A 19,671-nucleotide genomic window follows, 5' to 3' on the forward strand; every position below is an offset into this window, starting at 1 on the left:
TAAAATAGTCAGCTTATTTTGGATCGGTGGCCGAGTGGCTTAAGGCACACGCTTGGAAAGCGTGCATACGGTCAAACGTATCGGGGGTTCGAATCCCCCCTGATCCGCCAAAAGATTATAAAAATAAAATTTGTGCACTTAAAATAAAAAAACCCGAGGCTTGCGTCTCGGGTTATTTGCATATAGTTGCTAAAGGCTTAAATTATTATTGTGCTGGTGCAGGCTCTGGAGCAGGAGCTGTTTCTGAAGGTTGTCCGCCCATTTGTTCTTTAATGTCTTGAATTACATCTTCTGTTTTGTGGGCCGCATTATCTACAGCTTCACCTACAGAAGTAGCGGCGTTTTTAATTTTTTCGCCAGCAACTACTGAAGCTCTTGAAACATCCTCTTTTGCTTCTTTAAATGTTTCTTTGGAAGCTTCTACAGCATCAATAACTTTTTCTTTAGCCTCTTCGTTAGTTTTCTTAATCATCTCGCCAATACCATCTTTATTTTCGTTAATGTCTTTAACATTAAATTCAATGCGACGGTTTGCACGACGACCTTCTGGTGTATTGTTATCGACGATTGGGTTAGCTTCTCCATAACCAACAGCCACAATATTAGCTTCTGGTACACCTTTTGCGATTAAATAATCACGAACGGCTTTAGCTCTTTCTGCAGAAAGTTTTTTATTGCTCTCATCATCACCTTTACTATCAGTGAAACCAGCAACTTCACCTGTACGATTGTTGTCGATTAGGAATTTCGCAAATGCATCTAAACGATTGTTATACACAGGCATGATTTCTGATGATGCAGTATTAAACTTAATATTAAGATCAAGCTTGTCTTTGGACATTTCGTTTATATCAAGTACTTCCACTGGCTCCTCAGGAATATCAGATGAAGTTGCATTAGAAGCTGGAGTAGGTTCTGTAGCAACAGGAGCTTCAGTTACAGGAGCCACAGGAGCTTCAGGTGTAGCTGGTTTCTCTTCAGTAGGAGCTGGAAATTTATCCTCTGCTGGTGCAGTTGGAGCAGGGAATGTATCAGAAACAGGTTGTTCAGATTTCACTACATCTGGTGCATCAATTTCAACGCTGTCAGCATCGATTTTAAAATTAACACCAAGAGCTTCTTGCAGTTTAGAAACTAATTCAGCTTTTCTTTCTTCAGATATAACATGACCATCAAGATCTAATTGGAATCCATCGAAATGGCCTTTAACGTTAGGAAAGTCTTCAACTACTTTTATAAATGCATCTAAAGAATCTAGGTTCATGTTAGAAATATTATTTTCAACATCAACTTCATCTTTAAGTGTAGCTGTACCTTTGATAGAGTTAAATGCTTTAAGAATTTTAACTTTATCCGATGCACTAGCAGTACCATCAACTTTCAGATATTCGCCATCATAAGCCCATTCTAAATCACCAAAACCATCTACAGCTTCTGGTGCATCTATATCGATATCATCAACTTTTACTTTAAAAGCGTCATCTAATACTGCTTGCAGTTCACTTGTAAGTTTAGTTTTGGATTCTTCTGAATTTAATGTGCCATCAAGAACTAGTTCACCTTCATCGAATTCACCGTCAATAGTTGGATAATTTTTAAGAATATCCGCTAGAGCAGCAAATCCGTCAAACTGAAACTGACCAACATCAGCATCTACTTCTAATTTATCCTCTAAAGGTCGGTTGCCTGCAATAACTTTAAATGCATCTAAAACCTTAGCTTTAGTTTCTTCATTAGGAACTTCACCTGAGACTACTACTTTTTCTGAATCAACGGCCCAATTAATATCTCCTAAATCTTTAGAAATTTTTGCTTCTACAGGTTCATCAGATTCTTTATTGTCCTTATCTTCGTTAAGTTCGTCAGCTTTGATATCTATATCATCTGCTTTAATTTCAAAATTATCGCCTAAAGCTTTTTTCAGTTTAGTCAATAATTCCGTTTTGGATTCTTCGGAATTTAGTGTTCCAGATAATTTAAGTTCTCTTCCGTCAAATTTACCATCAACACCAACAAAGCCTTTTAAGGCTGTTGCAAGAGCAGCAAAATCAGTAAATTCAAGTTTTCCAGCTTCTTTATCTATATCTAGATCGTCTTCCACTGGTACTGTACCAGCGATTCCTTTAAATGCATCTAAAAGATTTGCTTTAGATTCAGCTGTATCCAAATCACCATCTAGAATCAATTTTTTATCTTCAAAATCCCAAGAAAAATTACCTAGTCCTTCAACAACTTTAGGTTCTGAGTCAGTAGTTTGCTCATTTGTTACTGGAGTTGATTCAGTATTAGTAGGATCATTTTGAGTGATAGGAGCTTCTTCGTCTTTACCGCAGCTTCGGAATAAAAGTAAAGCAATTAGTATTAAAGCAAGGATAATTAGCCACTTCCAAATTCCGCTTTTCTTAGGTTCTTCCACTGGGCGTGATTCTGTGGTTTTTGTATATTGAGGCTGATGAACTCCAGCCATCCTAGCAGCATTAACCGTTTCTTCAGAAGGTGCAGGTTTAGGTGTAGGATTAGGTGTAACTTGAGAGGATTTAGGAGCCTCTTTAATTTCAGAACCCGTAACTTTATTTAAAACTTGGGAACCAGCTGCAGAAGCAACACCTGCCATGCCCGCAACACCAGCTAAAGAACCTAAGTTAGATAGACTAAAATTACTACCTAAATTGTTTTTTAAACTAGAGAATATTGCAGGGATAGTGGCAGAAAGTGAGTCTTTGGCTTGAATCTGAGTTACACCTTCCTCTCTGGAAACTTGGTCAACAACGCCATCTAAATCGCTACCAAAAAGACCATTTAAATAGGTAAGCCCTTTTTGTTTAATTGAGTCAAAACCTAGTTCTGCATTTGATGCGCCAGTCGAATAAAGTTGTTGTGTATTACTGTCAACTCCTTTAATCATTTCTAGGAGTTGATCAACACCTTCTTTTGAGTTTGATTTTTTTGAAATACCACCAATAACAACTGAAACTATACGATCTAATAGACCATTGGCCTTCCCTTCAGGTAGGCCAACAGATTTTATCAATTGATCCAGCACTAAATTGCGTACAGAACCCTTAAAAAGTTGGTTTATGTCGAAGTTCATAAAAAGTCCTTATTATTAAAAATGCGTCTGTTAAGATTTATCGCATTTGTTAATCTTAGCACCTTTTATGTTATGACATTGTTAAGAGTATCGATTTGCTAAGTTTATTTATTACATGAAATGTTTATAAGCAACGTCATTTAATTCTAATTTTTTGTCCAGACCTAAGCGAAGACCTGCCACCATTTAATTTTTTCAAATTAGAAACTGTAGTTCCATGCTTTTTGGCGATTGAATACATAGTCTCACCAGATTTAACTGTATAGTTAATTTGACGAACTTTAGCCTTTTTGTTTGAAGTCGTTTTAAATGTGGCTCTTTGGGCTTTAAGTTTAGAGGCCTTGTTAGTGCTAACAAGTTTAGTTTTGCCTTTAAATTTAGCCTGAACAGGTTTAGTGAACTTAGATTCGTTTTTCACTAAGATAGGCTGATCTGAAACAAACTGCCCCTTAATATTGATATCTTCTTTAAAGTTCTCAACATTAATATTTGTAGGGATTAGAAGTGTTCTAGCAATAGAATTTTGTTTAGAGCCTAAGCCATTTAATTTTTTAAGTTTAGCAAGTGAAATTTTTAATTTATGAGCAATAGATTGTAAAGTCTCACCTTGAAGAGGATCGTATCCACCCCAAGAAGCTAAATTTCCCTTATAAGAAGCAAGATTTTCTTCATAAGTTTGAATCCTCTCAACAGGCAACAGGATAAAATCACCTTTAGATGCTAGAAATACTGGTCGTTTAGTAGCTGGATTTAACTCCTTAAACTCTTCAAGAGACATGCCAGCCAACTTAGCAACTACTTCAATGTCCATATCCTCTGCGACTTCCACTTTTTGGAAATATGGAGTGTTAGGAATAAATGGTAGTCGGATATCGTATTTTTGAGGATTAGAAATTATCTCTTTAATTGCTAATAGTTTAGGAACATAATTTCTTGTTTCATCTGGCATATTAAGAGATAGATAATCACTACTTAAACCAGCGTTTTCGTTTTTAATGCGTGCACGAGCGACAGCACCTTCACCCCAGTTATAAGAAGCTAAAGCTAAATGCCAATCATTTGATTGGAAATCATATAAGTAGCCTAGATAATCCATAGCAGCTCGAGTGGAATGAATTGGATTTAGGCGGTGATCTGTCCAAAAGTCTTGAGACAAATTGTAATTTCTGCCAGTGCTTGGAATGAACTGCCATAGACCAGCTGCTTTAGCGGAAGATTTAGCTGTAGAGACAAATGCACTTTCAACAAAAGGTAAGAGAGCTAATTCAGTAGGGAATTTATGTGCTTCGACTTCTTCTACTATGTGGTAGAGATATTTAGAAGATCTTTCTGCCATCCTCTCGATATATTCAGGCCTATTTGCGTAGTAGTCAATCCATTTTTGAACTAGAGGATCTCCATCTAAGTTAGGCATTTTAAAGCCATCTGTAATTCTGTCCCACACAGATAGGTGAGAAACTCTAACATCGTAGTCGACTACAGATTTATTTTTGTAATTAGATGGACCTGTGCTACTAACGTTCGATCCGTTAGATGCACAAGCACTAAGTATAACGGTTGCACAAATGGCAATAAAACTCTTAACTCTCATAATAAACCTAAAAATTATTCTTCCACTGTCTAAGCACTTTTAAAACTTTTTCGGGTGAATCAAGAACTTCACCTGAATACGATTGAGCAGAGCTAATAATTACTGGATCGCTCAACCTTAAAAAAGGGTTATATTTAAATTGTGAATCTAACTTATCTGGCACAGTAGGTAAGCCGTGAGAGATCATAGACTCATATTTTGCAATAAGGTTCTGAAGTTCTGAATTTTTAGGATCAACCTCAGAAGCCCATGCAGCATTACTAAGCGTATATTCATGAGCACAGAATACAAGAGTATTCTTACTCATTTGTTTAAATATTTCAAGGCTTTGGAACATATTTTTAGAATCACCCTCAAATATTTTTCCGCAACCCAATAAGAATAACGTATCACCAGTGAAAACAAAAGGAGATATGTCAAAATTATCCGTAAGTATTTTTGATTCTGAATAATAAAGCAAATGGTCTAATGTGTGACCTGGACTCTCAAAAACACTTATATAAAGTGAATCCAATAATTTAATCGAATCACCGTTTTTAACTTTTATATTTACGAAATCAAGTTTTGGATTTTTAGGCCCAAAAACTTTTACAGAGGAATTTTGCGTATGGCTAAAATGTTCCACCAACTCTTTAATTCCACCGACATGGTCGTTATGATGATGAGTAACTAAAATGGCATCTAAAATAAGTCCATTTTGTTCTATGTAATCAATAACAGGCTTGCTATCACCTGGGTCAACAACACATATATGACCCTCGTGTACAATCATCCAGATATAGTTATCTTGGAATGCACGAACGAAGGTGATCTTAGGCATAGGAATTAGATTGCGTAAATCGTGAATTTTAATGTTTATATATTACGAAATAATTTCCTGTAATTTCAACTAATTATTTAGTGTATGGATAATTTAACCAATAGTTTTTCAAACTGGCTTTTTAATGAAGGTGCCCCACTTATCAAATGGGAATTAAGTGCTATAGAGGGACTCTTGACCAACACTTTCGGATATCAATCCATACAGATTGGATTGCCTAAACATAATTATTTAAAGAATGCTAGAACGCAAAACAAAGCCATTATTTCGTTTGAGGATCTAAACAAATTTTCTGAGGCAGATTTAATCATATTGCCACATACATTGGAATTGCTTGATTATCCCAAAGATACTCTTAAATTAATTTCTGCTCATCTTAACCCACATGGCTTGATCGTTATCTTAGGTCTAAAAACAAATCCATTGAGCAAAATAAGCAAAAAGATGCGTGCGTGTCCATTGCCAAAGAAAAGAAAGTTATCTGCACAGCAAATTAAGATATGGAGTGCAGAATTTGAATTTGAGTCCAAGGAAATAACAAATCAAACCAAAAAAGGTGTTATGTTTTCAAGAATTTTTATTCCTAGTTATGCTCTTGTATTAAAACGCTCATCATTGGCAGGAGCTGCGGTGGGGTTGGCATTTTCAAAAACTTCATCAATTAAAAATGGTGTACCTGTGTTGAGTAAGGAAAATAATAATGTCTAAAAATATAGAAATATGGACCGATGGAGCTTGCAAGGGAAATCCAGGTCCTGGCGGTTGGGGAGCACTAATTTTTTGCGATGGGCGTGAAATTGAACTATGTGGCGGCGAACAGGACACTACGAATAATCGCATGGAGTTGATGGCTGTCATTGAGAGCCTAAAATATGTAAAAGAGTGTCATAATGACTTTTCTAAGATAAAGATTACAGTTGATTCTCAATATGTCATGAACGCTTTCACACAAAAATGGCTGGAGAATTGGCAGAAAAATGGATGGAAAACTGCTTCAAAATCTCCTGTAAAAAACAAGGATTTATGGATGCAGCTTTTGGACTTAGTTGATTTGATTAAGCCAACATGGGCATGGATAAAGGGTCACAGCGGTGACCCTAATAATGATAGAGCTGATAAGCTTGCAAATCAGGGCTTAGAGAAAATTAAATAGCCTCACCTTTATAAATAGCCACTTCTCTCGATCCAGTTGCATATCCTAAACCCCTGTACATTCCAGCGGAGTTGAAAGGGAGGTAAGCATTGCCATCTTTATCGATAGAAATTAGTCCGCCAGATCCATCAATTAAAGGAAGTTTCTTATATACGACCTCATCGCAGGCATCTTTTAAAGATAGCCCCTTATAGTCCATCAAAGCAGAAATATCGTAAGCTACTACAGATCTTATGAAATGCTCTCCATGCCCTGTTGTAGAGACGGCACAGGTATTGTTGTTCGCATAACAGCCTGCACCAATAATAGGCGAATCGCCTACACGACCAGCCATCTTATTTGTCATGCCGCCTGTAGAAGTTGCGGCTGCTAGATTTCCGTGAGCATCGAGTGCGACAGCACCTACTGTGCCCATTTTATTTTTTTCATCTATTGGGGAGGCTTGATGGTCCGAATCATGATCGAGCAAGGCCTCTTGAGAATCGCTCTTTAAGGCAATCTCAAGCTGTTCGCGTCGTATATCTGTGCTGAAATAATCGTTTGGCACAGCCTCAAATCCCTGAGCACGCAAAAAATCTTCAGCCCCTTTTGAGATTAGCATTACATGCTTGCTTTTTTCCATTACACATTTGGCAGCATAAATTGGATTTTTTATGGTGGCAATGCCTGCGACGGCACCACATCTTAATGTTTCACCGCACATAATGGATGCATCCAGCTCGTGAGTGGCATTGTGCGTGAATACGGCCCCTTTGCCAGCGTTAAATATAGGATTATCTTCAAACATGCTTACAGCTAGTGCAACTGCATCTATAGCACTCGCACCATCTCTAAGGGCATCAGCTCCGGCATCAATAATCTCTTTTAGGGACGCTCTATATTTGTGTTCTATCTCATCTGTGATTTTGCTTTTAGATATAGCACCTGCCCCGCCATGAATGGCTATCACTGGACCTTTCATAATGATTACCTCAAAGCACTGGACATTAGTGAAAATGTATTTATAGTGCGTATTAAATCTAATATAGATTCTGTCTTAAATTTTAGAGTTAAGGAATCTAATCTTTCTGTTCCTGGCAATATCGTGAAGATATCCACCATTTCAGGCTTATGACATGCTAGTTCACATTCGTATGGGCTAGGAATTTTAAAGGGTTCATACAAATCACGATTAGTCATGAATTTTTCAACTGCACTTCGCATGCCCTTAAAAATTTCGTATTGTGCTCTTGTTGTGCTTTTAGATTTTGCGACAAATGTGCCTAAAGCCTCTTTTGTATGAACCCATACAGCTTCAGGGAAAAATTCTTTATTTTCCGCTTCTAGAATTTGATCACCACTGCCGAAAATCACTGGTACATCAACTTCTCCAGCCAAGAGACCGTACAAACCAGGTTCCCCATAGGCCCTGCCGTTAACACGAATTTGCGAGAAAGAAAATCCATTGATTGTATGGGCTAAAACACCACGGCCACGGGCTTGCGAATGATGCCCTATAAATGCCACTGCATCTACTCCAGTTTCAACGCCTGCTACCATGCTATAGATTCTAGGTTTACCAGTAATCAAGTAGATGCGTTCATCGATTAAATCTGGCAATATATTTCTAAAAGTCGCATGAGAGTCGGCAACTATTACTTCCTTCGCGCCAGCATCAAACGCTCCTCTTGCAGCGGCGTTTACTTCTTCTGTAAACCACACACGTGCCCGCTCCCATGCACTCGTTCCAGTCCTACACTGTTCGGGGTCCACAACTCCAGCTACCCCTTCAATATCCGCACTAATTAATACTTTCATAATAATCCCAATATAGAAGAATTTTCCATAATTACTTCATGAAGGTTACGACATTCATTGCCATCGCGGCCTTTAGTGGATTTTGCAAACCAAAGTGAATTGATAATGGCTTGCTCCGTGGCTTCCGCCGCCGCATCAAACAAATAATTAATCTGACCTTCGTTTACTGTGGCAATGCTCTCGTTCATATCCATTGAATCTGATTGCTTCAGTGAATAAGCATTAGAGAATGCTACGCAAATATCTCCACTTCCGTGACCAAAATTAGAACCAGTACGAGCTAGACCTGCTGCGGCTCTCAAACTTAATCTCTTAAGTTGACGGGAATCAAGTGGTGCGTCGGTAGCAATAATAATAATTATCGACCCTTTATCATAGGAATCATGGATAATGGCTTCTTCGGAACCTCTAACATTATGGGAAGCGAATTTTTTTCCGAGTTCTAGACCAGCAATTCTTAAATTAGGTAAGGCTCCAAAATTAGATAAAACTAAGGCCCCAACAGTATATTTATGTAAGCCAGCACTTATTCTTGAAGCTGAGCCTATACCCCCTTTGAAACCGAAGCATTTCATTCCATGGCCTGCACCCACAGCACCTTGTTCAAAATGTGTTTTGCAATTGGAGAGGGCCTTCAAATAGTGTTCTTCATTTATAGCAAGTGCTTGAATATCGTTCAAAAATCCATCGTTACACTCTAAGACCAAGGAATTAACTGTTGGAAGTGAACGTCCAATTTCAGAGTTAATTTCGATAGCTTTTTTGATTTGTGCTTGAGCTACTATGGGGACACTAAAAGTATTTGTTAAAGCTATAGGAGTTTCAATTGTGCCAAGTTCTTCTAATTGGATAAGACCATAACTTTTTCCAAAGCCATTTATCACACTTACAGCTGCAGGGATTTTATCGATAAATAAATTTTTATCTTTATTTGGATTTATTACTGTGACACCACTTCTGATGCAATGCGGTTTATCTTCATGTAAAGTGAAGTGACCGACAGTAATACCATCAATATCGCAGATATTATCCATTGCACCGCTCTCAAGAGACCCAACTCTTGGTGCTATATTAGGAATTAGAAGAGCCTCTGTGTTAATCATATTAAGTCTTAAGTTTAGGATCTAAAGCATCTCTTAAACCATCACCCAATATATTGAAAGCTAAAACTGTAAGGAAAATAGCTAGTGATGGAAAAAGAGCCACATGCGGTGCCAATACCATATCGGAGCGTGCTTCGTTAAGCATTGCCCCCCATTCTGGAGTAGGAGGTTGTGCACCCATACCAATAAATGAAAGCGATGCCGCAGTTATTATTGATGTACCTATACGCATAGTTGCGTAGATAACTATAGGAGAAATAGTGCCTGGCAATATATGCTTAAATAAAATTGTAAAATCCGAAGCACCAATACTTTTAGCGGCTTCCACATAAGTCATATTTTTAAGAGATAGGGTATTGCCTCTAACTAAACGTGCAAATGTTGGAACACTAAAAACAGCTACTGCAATAATCACATTAATCATGCTAGGACCTAAAACTGCGATCACACCAATTGCAAGCAATATACCAGGAAACGCTAACAAAACATCTGATAGACGCATAACGATTCTATCTATCCAACCCTCATAATACCCAGCAAGTAGTCCCAAAATAGTTCCAACAACCATACCTAAAGCCACAGATACAAAACCCGCAGCTAAGGAAATTCTAGTTCCCATAATTATTCTGCTAAGAATATCCCTACCTAAGGAATCTACACCCATCCAATGTTCCCATGATGGAGGTTGATTTAACTTATCGTAGTCAAAGAAATTTTCAGGGTCAAATGGAACAATCCATGGGGCAAAGATTGCGATAACAATAAGAAAAAGAATAAAGATTCCAGCAATTATGGCAAAGGTCTGTTTTTTAAATTTTCTTTTGAACTCGCTCATTGGAGTTCTAATATTTTTGTTTTTTAAATTATTTTCCATACTTACTACTTATAGCGAATTGTTGGGTTAATTACACCGTACATCAAATCAACTATTAAGTTGATTACTATGAATTCAAAGGAGAACAAAAGAACTAATCCTTGAATCATCGGGTAATCACGAGCATTTACAGAGTCGATAAGTAGGCTTCCCATACCTGGCCATCCAAATACAGTTTCTACCACAATTGAACCTCCTAAAAGAAATCCAAATTGCAAACCCATCATAGTTACTACGGGAATTAAGGCATTTCTTAAACTATGTTTAAGCATTACTACTTTTTCGCTTAAACCCTTAGCACGTGCGGTTCTAACAAAATCTTCATGAATAACTTCAACAAAAGAAGCTCTTGTAAATCTAGCCATAACAGCGGCAACAGAGACTCCTAAGGTTATAGATGGCAATATGTAGTGTCTCCAACTATCAGCCCCAACAGATGGCAACCATCCCAACCACACAGCAAATACTTGAATTAGGAGCATTCCGAATGCAAATGCAGGAAGGGAAATACCAGATACTGCTAGTGTCATAAATAATCTGTCTGGCCAAGTGTTGCGCCAAATTGCAGAGACCACACCAATCACTAGACCGAAAATTACAGACCACGCCATGCTTGTAATAGTTAATAACATGGTAGGCATAAATCTAATGGCAATTTCATCAAATACGGGACGTTTAGTTCTAAGTGACTGACCTAGGTCTCCTTGCAAAATATTGCCCATATAGTTGATGAACTGCTCCCAAAGTGGAAGATTAAGTCCAAGATTTTCTCGAATTATTTGAATTGTTTCTGCATCGGCTTCTGGGCCTGCTGCAAGTACTGCTGGATCGCCTGGAAGCATATGGACGAACAAAAATACACAAACGCATATCAATAAAAGCGTTGGTATCATTCCGATTGTTCTTTTTATAAAGTATGAAAGCATAAATTTATGAATTAATTGTGGGGTAAGATTCTTACCCCACAGGTACAGCTAATAAATTATTGTTTTAAATCTACTTGTTTAAAGTAATATGAACCGTCAGGCATAATATATACGCCGTCTAATTGTTTACTTTTAGCAGATACTAATTTACTTACGTTTAGGAAGACCCAAGGTGCCTCCTTCCAAATGATTTCTTGAGCTTCAGCATATAGTTTGCTTTTCTCATCTTTATCGGTAGTTTTTAGAGCTGCTTCTAGATTTTCATCAACTTTATCGTTTTTGTAGTAGGAAGTATTAGAGAATACTGGAGGCCAAGCATCTCCTTTAAGCAATGGAGCTAGTGCCCAGTTAGCTTCACCAGTAGAGGCCGACCAGCCAATGTAATATAGCCTAACGCCAGCATCCTCAGGTTTTTGTACTTTCTGTACTTTAGCTACACGTTGACCAGATTCAAGAGATTCAACTTTAGCTTTAATTCCAACTTGCCTTAATTGTTGTTGAAGGAATTGAATAGCTTTTACAGATGTACCATCGTTATACCCAGACCATAAAACAGTCTCAAAACCATTTGGATATCCCGCTTCCTTAAGTAGTTCGCGTGCTTTTTTAGGGTCATATTCGTATGCTTTGAATTGTTTTGAGAATTCAACAAGTGGTGGGACTACACCAGTTGCGACTTCAGCATATCCGTTATAAGCAACTTTGATTAAGGCTTCCTTATTGATAGCGTAGTTAAGAGCTTGACGAACTTTAATATTGTCAAAAGGTTTTTCAAGCACATTAATAGACATATATCTTGCGATAATTGATGGTGAAATTACAATATCAAGCTTATCGTTGCTTTTTAAAACATCAATTTGTTCGTATGGTACAGGGTTAGTAAAGTGAGCTTCGCCTGTTTTCATAACAGCCGCTCTAGTATTGTTATCTGTAATTACGCGGAAAGTAATAGTGTCTACTTTTGCTAAGTTTTCTTTGCTCCAGTAGCTATCATTACGTTTCATTTTTACAGTTTCCCCAGGTTTCCATTCTACGAATTGGAAAGGACCAGTACCTGTAGGGTGGAAATTAATATCTTTACCGTATTTCTCAATTGCTTTTGGAGAAATAATCATAGCTGAAGGGTGTGCTAAATTATTGATAAAAGCAGAGAACGGCTCCGATAAAGTAATTTTTACTTCATATGGACTAAGGGCTTCAACTGATTTAATTTTGTTAAATTGGTTATATCGTGCAAGAGCATTAGATTTATCTAGCACACGTTCAAAATTAACTTTTACTGCCTCTGCATTGAAATCAGTACCATCGTGGAACTTAACGCCCTCGCGAAGTTTAAATGTATACACCAAGCCGTCTTCACTAGCTTTATACTCTGTAGCTAGAAGAGGTTGGATATTTAAATCCTTGTCAAATTCAAAGAGTCCTTCGTACCAGCCTTTGCCTACTGCTTGAGCTAATGTAGAGTTGGTATTGTATGGGTCTAGAGCACTTAAACCATAAGGAATTGCAATTACAACATCCTTAGTTGCATTCGCAGTTGATGAAAGTGCAAGGCCGCTAAGAAGCAAGCTCATTGCCAAAGTTTTTTTTGCAAAAGTATTCATTTATTACTCCTTGGTTTTAACGAATTATTTATAGACACCAATCGGATGCCTTGCTACGAAATGATTTTCAGATAATTGAAAAAGAGGTTGCACTATAGGATCGTCGCCTAATTTTCGGATTGGGCTTGGAATTTCACCTGTTAGAAGCTCACGATCAAGATTGCGTCTTGTTGGGTCTGCAATAGGAACTGCATCGATTAATTTCTTTGTATATGGGTGATGTGGATTCTCAAATATAGCTTTTCTCGAACCTAATTCTACGATTTGGCCCAAGTACATAACAGCAATTCTGTGACTAATTCGCTCAACAACAGCCATATCGTGTGAAATAAATAGATAAGAAATACCAAATTCTTGTTGAAGGTCCATCAATAAATTGACTATCTGAGCTTGTATTGAAACATCGAGTGCTGAAACAGATTCATCAGCAATAACGATTTTTGGATTTAAAGCTAATGCTCTAGCAATGCATATCCTTTGTCTTTGACCTCCAGAGAATTCATGCGGATATCGCTGAGCCATATCTCCTGGCAATCCAACTTTTTCTAAAAGCCACTCAACTCGCTCATTAGCTTCTTTTCCTTGAGCTACTTTGTGAATTAGCAGGGGCTCCATAATGGAGTATCCAACGGTTTGTCGAGGATCCAAGGATGCGTAAGGGTCTTGAAAAATAAACTGAATGTCTCTGCGGATTTTTTGCATCTCCTGTTTGGAGAGTTTATTAATATCCTGTCCTTTAAAAAGGATTTCACCACTTTGAGCTTGTATTAATCTAAGCAATGAGCGACCAGTGGTTGATTTGCCGCATCCAGATTCACCAACTATGGCCAAAGTTTCTTGCTCATACAATGAAAAATTAATTTTTTCGACTGCATGAACACGTTTTTTTTCTAGACCTAAAAACCCACCGCTTATATCAAAATGTGTTTTTAAATTTTTAACTTCTAGTATAGGGGGCTTATCGTAGAGCGGCTCTAATGGCTTAGGTTGAAGCGTTTCAGTTACCTCATCTGTTAAATCATCTTCCATGGTCAGTAAGTCAAATCTTTCTGGAAGTTCTTTCCCAGACATAGACCCTAATTTTGGTACGGCTGAGAGAAGAGCTTTAGTGTACGCATGCTGGGGCGAATGAAATATTTCTGTGGCAATGTTTTCCTCTACTTTCTGACCTTTATACATAACCAGTACTCGGTCCGCTACTTCAGCCACCACACCCATATCGTGAGTAATGAAGATTACACCCATGTGCATCTCTTTTTGTAGTTCACGAATAAGTTGAAGGATTTGGGCTTGAATAGTTACGTCCAAGGCCGTTGTAGGTTCATCGGCTATTAGAAGCGATGGTTTACAAGCCAGCCCCATTGCAATCATAACTCTTTGACGCATTCCACCTGAGAGTTGATGTGGGTAACGTTTAATTATGCTTTTAGCCTCGGGTATCCTAACTTGGTCTAGCATACGAAGTGCTTCAGCCATAGCAGCTGAATGAGACAAACCTTGATGAAGCCTAATGGATTCCGAAATCTGTTCACCAACAGTAAACACTGGATTTAAAGATGTCATTGGTTCTTGGAAAATCATGGCTATATCAGCACCACGGATTTTTCTTAACTCTTTTGCTGATAATTTAGCTAAATCAACAGTCTTTTTACCGTTTGGGGTAAATAAAATCTGACCTGAAGATATTTCACCTCCGCCATTCTCTACCAATCGCATGATAGCTAGTGATGTCACGGATTTTCCTGAACCGGATTCACCAACAATTGCTAAAGTTTGACCTTTAAAGAGCGAAAAAGATAAATCTTTTACGGCATGTACCGTACGTTCACTACTTACAAAATCAACGCTAAGATTTTTAACTTCCAAAACTGGAACTGGAGATGATTTTGAATTTGTATTCATTGACTAAGTGTTGTTTTTAATTTTATTTAAACCTAAAACTTATTTTACAGAGTTATATAAAAATGGGGGAATATTCAGAATTTATATAGATAAAACCTTTTGCGTAAGTAAATTTCCCAATGGATAAATGTTTGCACAATATCTACTAATACTTTAGACCGATTCCTAGAATTAAAACTGATTTTTTTCAAGGAGTCATCATGAAATTTTTTAAACTTAAAACAACTTTATCAATAACTCTATTTGCTTTTACCCCAACCATTGGGCATGCAGGTCTATTCACAACTGTGCATGAAATAGATAAACCTCGAATAACATTTTATTACGATTGCACTGATTCAGATATTAGTGCAAAAAACCAGAAGCCTAATTTTTCATCTTGCAAATTGGCAAATTTTTATGAGGAAAGAGAAGGTGCAACTTCTGATGCACCCACAAAAACAATAATTGCATTAGGTAAAGTTAGGTCTACAGCAGCTGAATCTGGAGCTATATCTGGAGGTGAAATCTCAGCAACCACTAGTGAATTGAGTGTCACAGTGTCTGAACATGAGGATAAATTAGCTGATCTCATAAAAGATTTAGAAAAAACAAATGATACAGTAACTAAAGTTAATACTAAATTGGATACGGCTAGTGATTCGCTAAAAGAGTCTAAAACAGAATTATCAAAAATAAGCACAAAAGTGGGAAAAAATGAAGATGGAATTAAAAAGCTAAACTTCGAAATCGATAAAAGTAACGATAAGATAGCAGACTTAAAAACCAATCTTACTAAAAACACTTCAGCCGTAGAAAAAATGGGTGCTAAAGTCGAAAAAGCAGTGAGTGACGTTAAAGACTTGGGTATTAAAGTTAAAACTAATGCTGATGCGATAAAGGCGACGGATACAAAAGTAGCGAAAAATCTCGAGGGCATTGCCACAAATAAGGAAGCTATAGCAAAAAATACAAGTTCCATCAAAGCGACAAACGATAAAATAGGAAACCTTATTGAAAGCTTGAAGGCACCTACGTTTGAAGGAAAAGTTACGGCAAACGGCGGAATAGCTGTAAGCAAAGAATTTAAGGTTTCAAGTGCTACTGAAGTCAGTATGGGCGGAAATAGAGTCCAAAACGTTGCCGACGCAGTGGATAATACTGATGCCGTAAATCTAGGTCAATTAAAAGCTGAATCTTCTCGGATATTTTCTAATTTAGATAAGAAATTTTCTGCATCAACGAAAAAATTGAGCGAAGACTTAGAGGCTTTGAAAAAGGAATCAAGAGCTGGGTCGGCTTCAGCGATGGCCACAGCATCATTGCCACAGGCATGGACTCCCGATCAAATCGGTGTGGGTTTAGGTGTAGCAACATATCGAGGAGCATTTGGCTACTCTTTAGGAGTATCAGCTATGTCAGGCGATGAGGCATGGGTAGGAAAGGCATCTGTTTCAGGCGATTCTAAGGGAGGATTTGGAGGAAGTTTGGGGATGATGTTTAGCTTCTAATGTGAGCTTAAGTTATACATAAGATAAAAGCTAGTATGCGATTGATACTAGCTTTTATATGAATAAATGGCGGAGCGGACGGGGCTCGAACCCGCGACCCCCGGCGTGACAGGCCGGTATTCTAACCAACTGAACTACCGCTCCAGGTAGTGGCGTCCCCTAGGGGATTCGAACCCCTGTACCCACCGTGAAAGGGTGGTGTCCTAGGCCTCTAGACGAAGGGGACCAAGAACTAAAGAAAGCTATATTAGCATTAATTCAAATATCTTGTAAAGAATTTGACTCAATTAAACTTGTTTTGTAGTTTTTCTGTAAAAGAAGCCTAAGCACAATAATCCAATAACAACTATAAGAATTCCCCAGTCACCAATGCGTGAGTAAAAGGTGAATCCTGTTCGACCTTGTACTAAAACATCTAGAACACCTGTTGTTTCGTATGGAAGAGAAGCTAGAACTTTACCATTATGGTCGATATGTGCAGTAGCTCCTGTATTAGTCGCTCTTACGATAGGTCTAGCTGTTTCTCTAGCTCTAACTTTAGACATTTCAAGATGCTGGCCTAGGGCGGAACTATTTCCAAACCACATTAGATTACTTGCGTTATAGAGAATTGTGGCGCCTGGATTTCCGTTTTTATCAAAAAGTGAGGCTAATAACTCCTGGCCGAAAATATCTTCGTAGCAGATATTAGCGGCAATAGACTGACCATTAATCACAAAATTATTCTGACGGTAAGAACCTGGACTGAAATCAATAAACGGTAGTCCAATCATATTCACAAACCAACGAACATAGCTTGGAACAACCTCACCAAATGGCACTAAATGTTTTTTATCATATCTTGCTAAATTAGCAGGGTTATTTGTTTCGTATAAAGATAGTAGTTCGGTGTCTTTATTTACTAGCAACAAACTATTATGCAATTTAAATGGATAGGTAGAATCAGAATTTGCATTAGGGTTTTCTACTTCGTAATTTAATCCAACAATATATTGGGCTTCAGTTTGGTTGGCTATAGAAAGCAGCTTTATCCAAAATGCTGGAGGCAGATTTTTATGAGCAGTGGGGATTATGCTTTCTGAAAATAACACAATCTCAGGAGGTTGGTTTTGAGAGCCAGCAGGCAACATAGCTAACTCTAGATTATGATTAATAATAGTCTCAAGATTTAGTGGATTGTATTTAATATCTTGGACAATATTACTTTGCACAAGTCTTACAGAAACTAAGTTGCCGTATGGTTTAGACCATTGGATTGTATTGAGAATAATGCAAGACAAAAGAATCGAAATGATACCAAATTGAGCAAATCGCACCTCTTTTTTAATCTCTTTGCGTAAGACCCACTGAGCGGTAAAAGCAGAAAGTAGGGAGGCTATAAAGCTCATTCCATATGAGCCAAAAATAGGGGCCCATGCTCCTATCGGGCTTTGTGCATGAGCATAAGCTAAATTAAGCCACGGAAAACCAGTGAGCAAATATCCTCTTATTAATTCTGCTACGGTCCAGGATGAAGCGAAAATTATTGGAGCTAAAAATCCTGTGAAATTACGGTATCCAATTTTGCGATATATGAATACTGCAAGAACTGGAAATAAGGAGAGGAATGCTGCAAATAAAATAACTATTGCCCAGGCCACCGCAGGATAAATATATCCAAAACCGTGGACACTGTTATATATCCAATAAAGTCCGAAGGAAAAGTAGGCAAGCGAAAAAGCAAATGTTTTAAGATAATTTCTTTTCGGGCCATGAAAAATAAGTATTACAGCTAGGGTGAAAGTTATTAGCTGAATCGGCCCTTGTGCAAATTCAGGTAGTAGACCAGCAGAAAAGCTCTGTGCATGCAGAGCTCCCAAAAAAAATAGAATAATTAATTTCATTAGTTAGCTAATAATTCATTTTCTGAGTCATGAACAATTGGAACTCGACGTACATGAATCCACAAAGCTTGCTTCTCATCAGCTTTAAGAACTTTAAATTTCAAATCTTTATATTGATAAGTGTCATTTCTCTTTGGAATTTCATCAAGTTCAGAAGCGAGCAAACCACCTAAAGTTTCATAATTATCTTCAGGTAAATCGCAGCCCAAAACATCATTCAAATGACGAATTTCGCTTATGCCCTTCACGCGCCAGCTATGCTCCGTCTCTGAAAATATAGTTTGTTCAGCTTCCTCATCGTATTCGTCTTCGATATCGCCGACAATTTGTTCAAGCACATCTTCCATAGTTACAAGGCCAGTGATTGTACCGTATTCATCAACTACGATGGCAATGTGATTCCTTGTCGATTTAAATTCTTGAAGAAGCTTACTAAGAAGTATGGTTTCAGGAACAAATAGTGCAGGTCTAACAAGTCCTCGAATTACTTGATTTTTGGTATTGAAATAACGAAGAACATCTTTTGCTAGAAGTATGCCGATAATATTATCCCGCTCCCCATCAAAGACAGGAAATCTCGAGTGCGAAGTTTCATTTATATATCGCACTATATCTGGCAATGATCTGTTTATATCAATCACGTCCATCTTCGACCTAGAAACCATAATATCGTTAGCCATTTTTTCAGAAAATGAAAAAGAGCCAAGCATCATCTTAAGGGTGTGCTCGTCGATAATAGAATGTTTATGGGCCTGATTTAGGATTTCGTGAATGTCTTCTCTATCTTCTGGTTCGTGTTGAAGACTGAATAAGCCTTTGAGTTTTTGTACTAGGCGTTTACCGAAAGAACGGTGAATTTTTTTTTGTGGTCGTCTGTGCGACGGATATGGTTCAGTTGACATCTCTTTGACGTCGAGTTAAAGGAAGTTTAAGAATAACCTAAATTTAGTGACAATGGGGGAAAACTGGATATTTTTAGCAATCTAATTATATGGATGAGGGAATCCAAACGACATGACTAACTCAGATTCGAGGGTTTCCATTTGCATTGCCATCTGTTCATCTATATGGTCAAAGTCACATGCGTGTAAAACACCATGAATCACCAAATGGCATGCGTGCTGTGTTGTTGTTTTGCCTTGCTCTAAAGCTTCACGCAATAACACCTCCTTGCATATCACAATATCAGCTCTTAGAACATCTAGTGCATCGACTCCATAGTCAAAGGTAAGTATATTGGGTACGTAATCTTTAGAGCGATAGGTCTTATTTAATTCTTGAGCTTCTAATGCATCTACAAATCTTAAATTAATTTGGGCCGATTCAAATTCAAAATATTCGTGAGCTTTTTTAAGAGCTTTTAATACCCATGAACGAATGGTTTGACGTTTTAATTCCTCAAATGGCACGACATACTGTACAGATAGATTAAGCATG

General features: G+C 37.7%; 16 protein-coding genes and 3 tRNA genes. 4 read left to right on the top strand and 15 right to left on the bottom strand.

What is annotated here, in order from left to right; genetic code table 11:
• Positions 1–20 precede the first annotated feature (20 nt).
• Positions 21–110, top strand: a tRNA-Ser gene (locus tag T432_RS0101995).
• A 95-nt stretch (positions 111–205) separates the two neighbouring features.
• On the opposite strand, the gene T432_RS0102000 is transcribed toward T432_RS0101995, so the two are convergent.
• The 3 genes from T432_RS0102000 to gloB form a co-directional block, all read right to left on the bottom strand.
• Positions 206–3,091, bottom strand: coding sequence for an OmpA family protein (locus tag T432_RS0102000; RefSeq protein WP_028883969.1), 2,886 nt, complete (start codon positions 3,089–3,091; stop codon positions 206–208).
• A gap of 136 nt (positions 3,092–3,227) precedes the next feature.
• A complete protein-coding gene (locus tag T432_RS0102005) occupies positions 3,228–4,682 on the bottom strand; it encodes a transglycosylase SLT domain-containing protein (protein ID WP_028883970.1) in 1,455 nt (484 codons plus the stop codon).
• Positions 4,683–4,689: 7 nt separating this feature from the next.
• Entirely contained in the window at positions 4,690–5,502 is an 813-nt protein-coding gene (gene gloB / locus T432_RS0102010) for a hydroxyacylglutathione hydrolase (RefSeq protein ID WP_028883971.1), read from the bottom strand.
• A gap of 84 nt (positions 5,503–5,586) precedes the next feature.
• On the opposite strand from gloB, the gene T432_RS0102015 reads away from it, so the two are divergent.
• Together T432_RS0102015 and rnhA are read left to right on the top strand one after the other, a co-directional pair.
• Positions 5,587–6,210, top strand: coding sequence for a class I SAM-dependent methyltransferase (locus T432_RS0102015; protein WP_028883972.1), 624 nt, complete (start codon positions 5,587–5,589; stop codon positions 6,208–6,210).
• The gene (gene rnhA / locus T432_RS0102020; protein ID WP_028883973.1) at positions 6,203–6,655 is read left to right on the top strand and encodes a ribonuclease HI; all 453 of its coding nucleotides are present in this window, start codon (positions 6,203–6,205) and stop codon (positions 6,653–6,655) included. The genes T432_RS0102015 and rnhA overlap by 8 nt, the downstream gene beginning before the upstream one ends.
• On the opposite strand, the gene T432_RS0102025 is transcribed toward rnhA, so the two are convergent.
• Genes T432_RS0102025 through T432_RS0102055 form a run of 7 tightly spaced genes read right to left on the bottom strand, consistent with a single transcriptional unit; the run spans position 6,648 to position 14,861 of the window.
• Positions 6,648–7,616, bottom strand: coding sequence for an isoaspartyl peptidase/L-asparaginase family protein (locus tag T432_RS0102025; RefSeq protein WP_028883974.1), 969 nt, complete (start codon positions 7,614–7,616; stop codon positions 6,648–6,650). The two genes, rnhA and T432_RS0102025, sit on opposite strands and share 8 nt — an antisense overlap.
• Before the next feature lie 5 nt (positions 7,617–7,621).
• Positions 7,622–8,452 (bottom strand): M55 family metallopeptidase, encoded by an 831-nt coding sequence (locus tag T432_RS0102030; RefSeq protein ID WP_028883975.1) that lies wholly within the window; start codon positions 8,450–8,452, stop codon positions 7,622–7,624.
• Entirely contained in the window at positions 8,449–9,555 is a 1,107-nt protein-coding gene (locus tag T432_RS0102035; RefSeq protein ID WP_028883976.1) for a DmpA family aminopeptidase, read from the bottom strand. The genes T432_RS0102030 and T432_RS0102035 overlap by 4 nt, the downstream gene beginning before the upstream one ends.
• A gap of 1 nt (position 9,556) precedes the next feature.
• Entirely contained in the window at positions 9,557–10,429 is an 873-nt protein-coding gene (gene gsiD / locus T432_RS0102040) for a glutathione ABC transporter permease GsiD (RefSeq protein WP_014111988.1), read from the bottom strand.
• A gap of 5 nt (positions 10,430–10,434) precedes the next feature.
• On the bottom strand, positions 10,435–11,355 hold the full coding sequence (gene gsiC / locus T432_RS0102045; RefSeq protein WP_015551869.1) for a glutathione ABC transporter permease GsiC: 921 nt from the start codon (positions 11,353–11,355) through the stop codon (positions 10,435–10,437).
• Positions 11,356–11,411: 56 nt separating this feature from the next.
• Positions 11,412–12,959, bottom strand: coding sequence for a glutathione ABC transporter substrate-binding protein GsiB (gene gsiB, locus T432_RS0102050; protein WP_028883977.1), 1,548 nt, complete (start codon positions 12,957–12,959; stop codon positions 11,412–11,414).
• Positions 12,960–12,983: 24 nt separating this feature from the next.
• Positions 12,984–14,861 (bottom strand): dipeptide ABC transporter ATP-binding protein, encoded by a 1,878-nt coding sequence (locus T432_RS0102055; RefSeq protein ID WP_028883978.1) that lies wholly within the window; start codon positions 14,859–14,861, stop codon positions 12,984–12,986.
• Positions 14,862–15,061: 200 nt separating this feature from the next.
• Here T432_RS0102055 and T432_RS0102060 point away from each other — a divergent pair, with 200 nt between their 5' ends.
• Entirely contained in the window at positions 15,062–16,351 is a 1,290-nt protein-coding gene (locus T432_RS0102060) for a YadA-like family protein (RefSeq protein WP_028883979.1), read from the top strand.
• Positions 16,352–16,418: 67 nt separating this feature from the next.
• On the opposite strand, the gene T432_RS0102065 is transcribed toward T432_RS0102060, so the two are convergent.
• The 5 genes from T432_RS0102065 to ybeY form a co-directional block, all read right to left on the bottom strand.
• A tRNA-Asp gene (locus tag T432_RS0102065) sits at positions 16,419–16,495 on the bottom strand.
• Between the two features lie 6 nt (positions 16,496–16,501).
• Positions 16,502–16,577, bottom strand: a tRNA-Glu gene (locus T432_RS0102070).
• A 61-nt stretch (positions 16,578–16,638) separates the two neighbouring features.
• The gene (gene lnt, locus T432_RS0102075) at positions 16,639–18,234 is read right to left on the bottom strand and encodes an apolipoprotein N-acyltransferase (protein WP_028883980.1); all 1,596 of its coding nucleotides are present in this window, start codon (positions 18,232–18,234) and stop codon (positions 16,639–16,641) included.
• Entirely contained in the window at positions 18,234–19,136 is a 903-nt protein-coding gene (locus T432_RS0102080) for a CorC family transporter (protein WP_014111982.1), read from the bottom strand. The genes lnt and T432_RS0102080 overlap by 1 nt, the downstream gene beginning before the upstream one ends.
• Positions 19,137–19,217: 81 nt before the next feature.
• Entirely contained in the window at positions 19,218–19,670 is a 453-nt protein-coding gene (gene ybeY, locus T432_RS0102085) for an rRNA maturation RNase YbeY (RefSeq protein ID WP_028883981.1), read from the bottom strand.
• Position 19,671 lies beyond the last annotated feature (1 nt).

Origin of the sequence: Taylorella asinigenitalis ATCC 700933, assembly GCF_000687755.1 — a bacterium.
GTDB classification, from domain to species: domain Bacteria; phylum Pseudomonadota; class Gammaproteobacteria; order Burkholderiales; family Burkholderiaceae_B; genus Taylorella; species Taylorella asinigenitalis.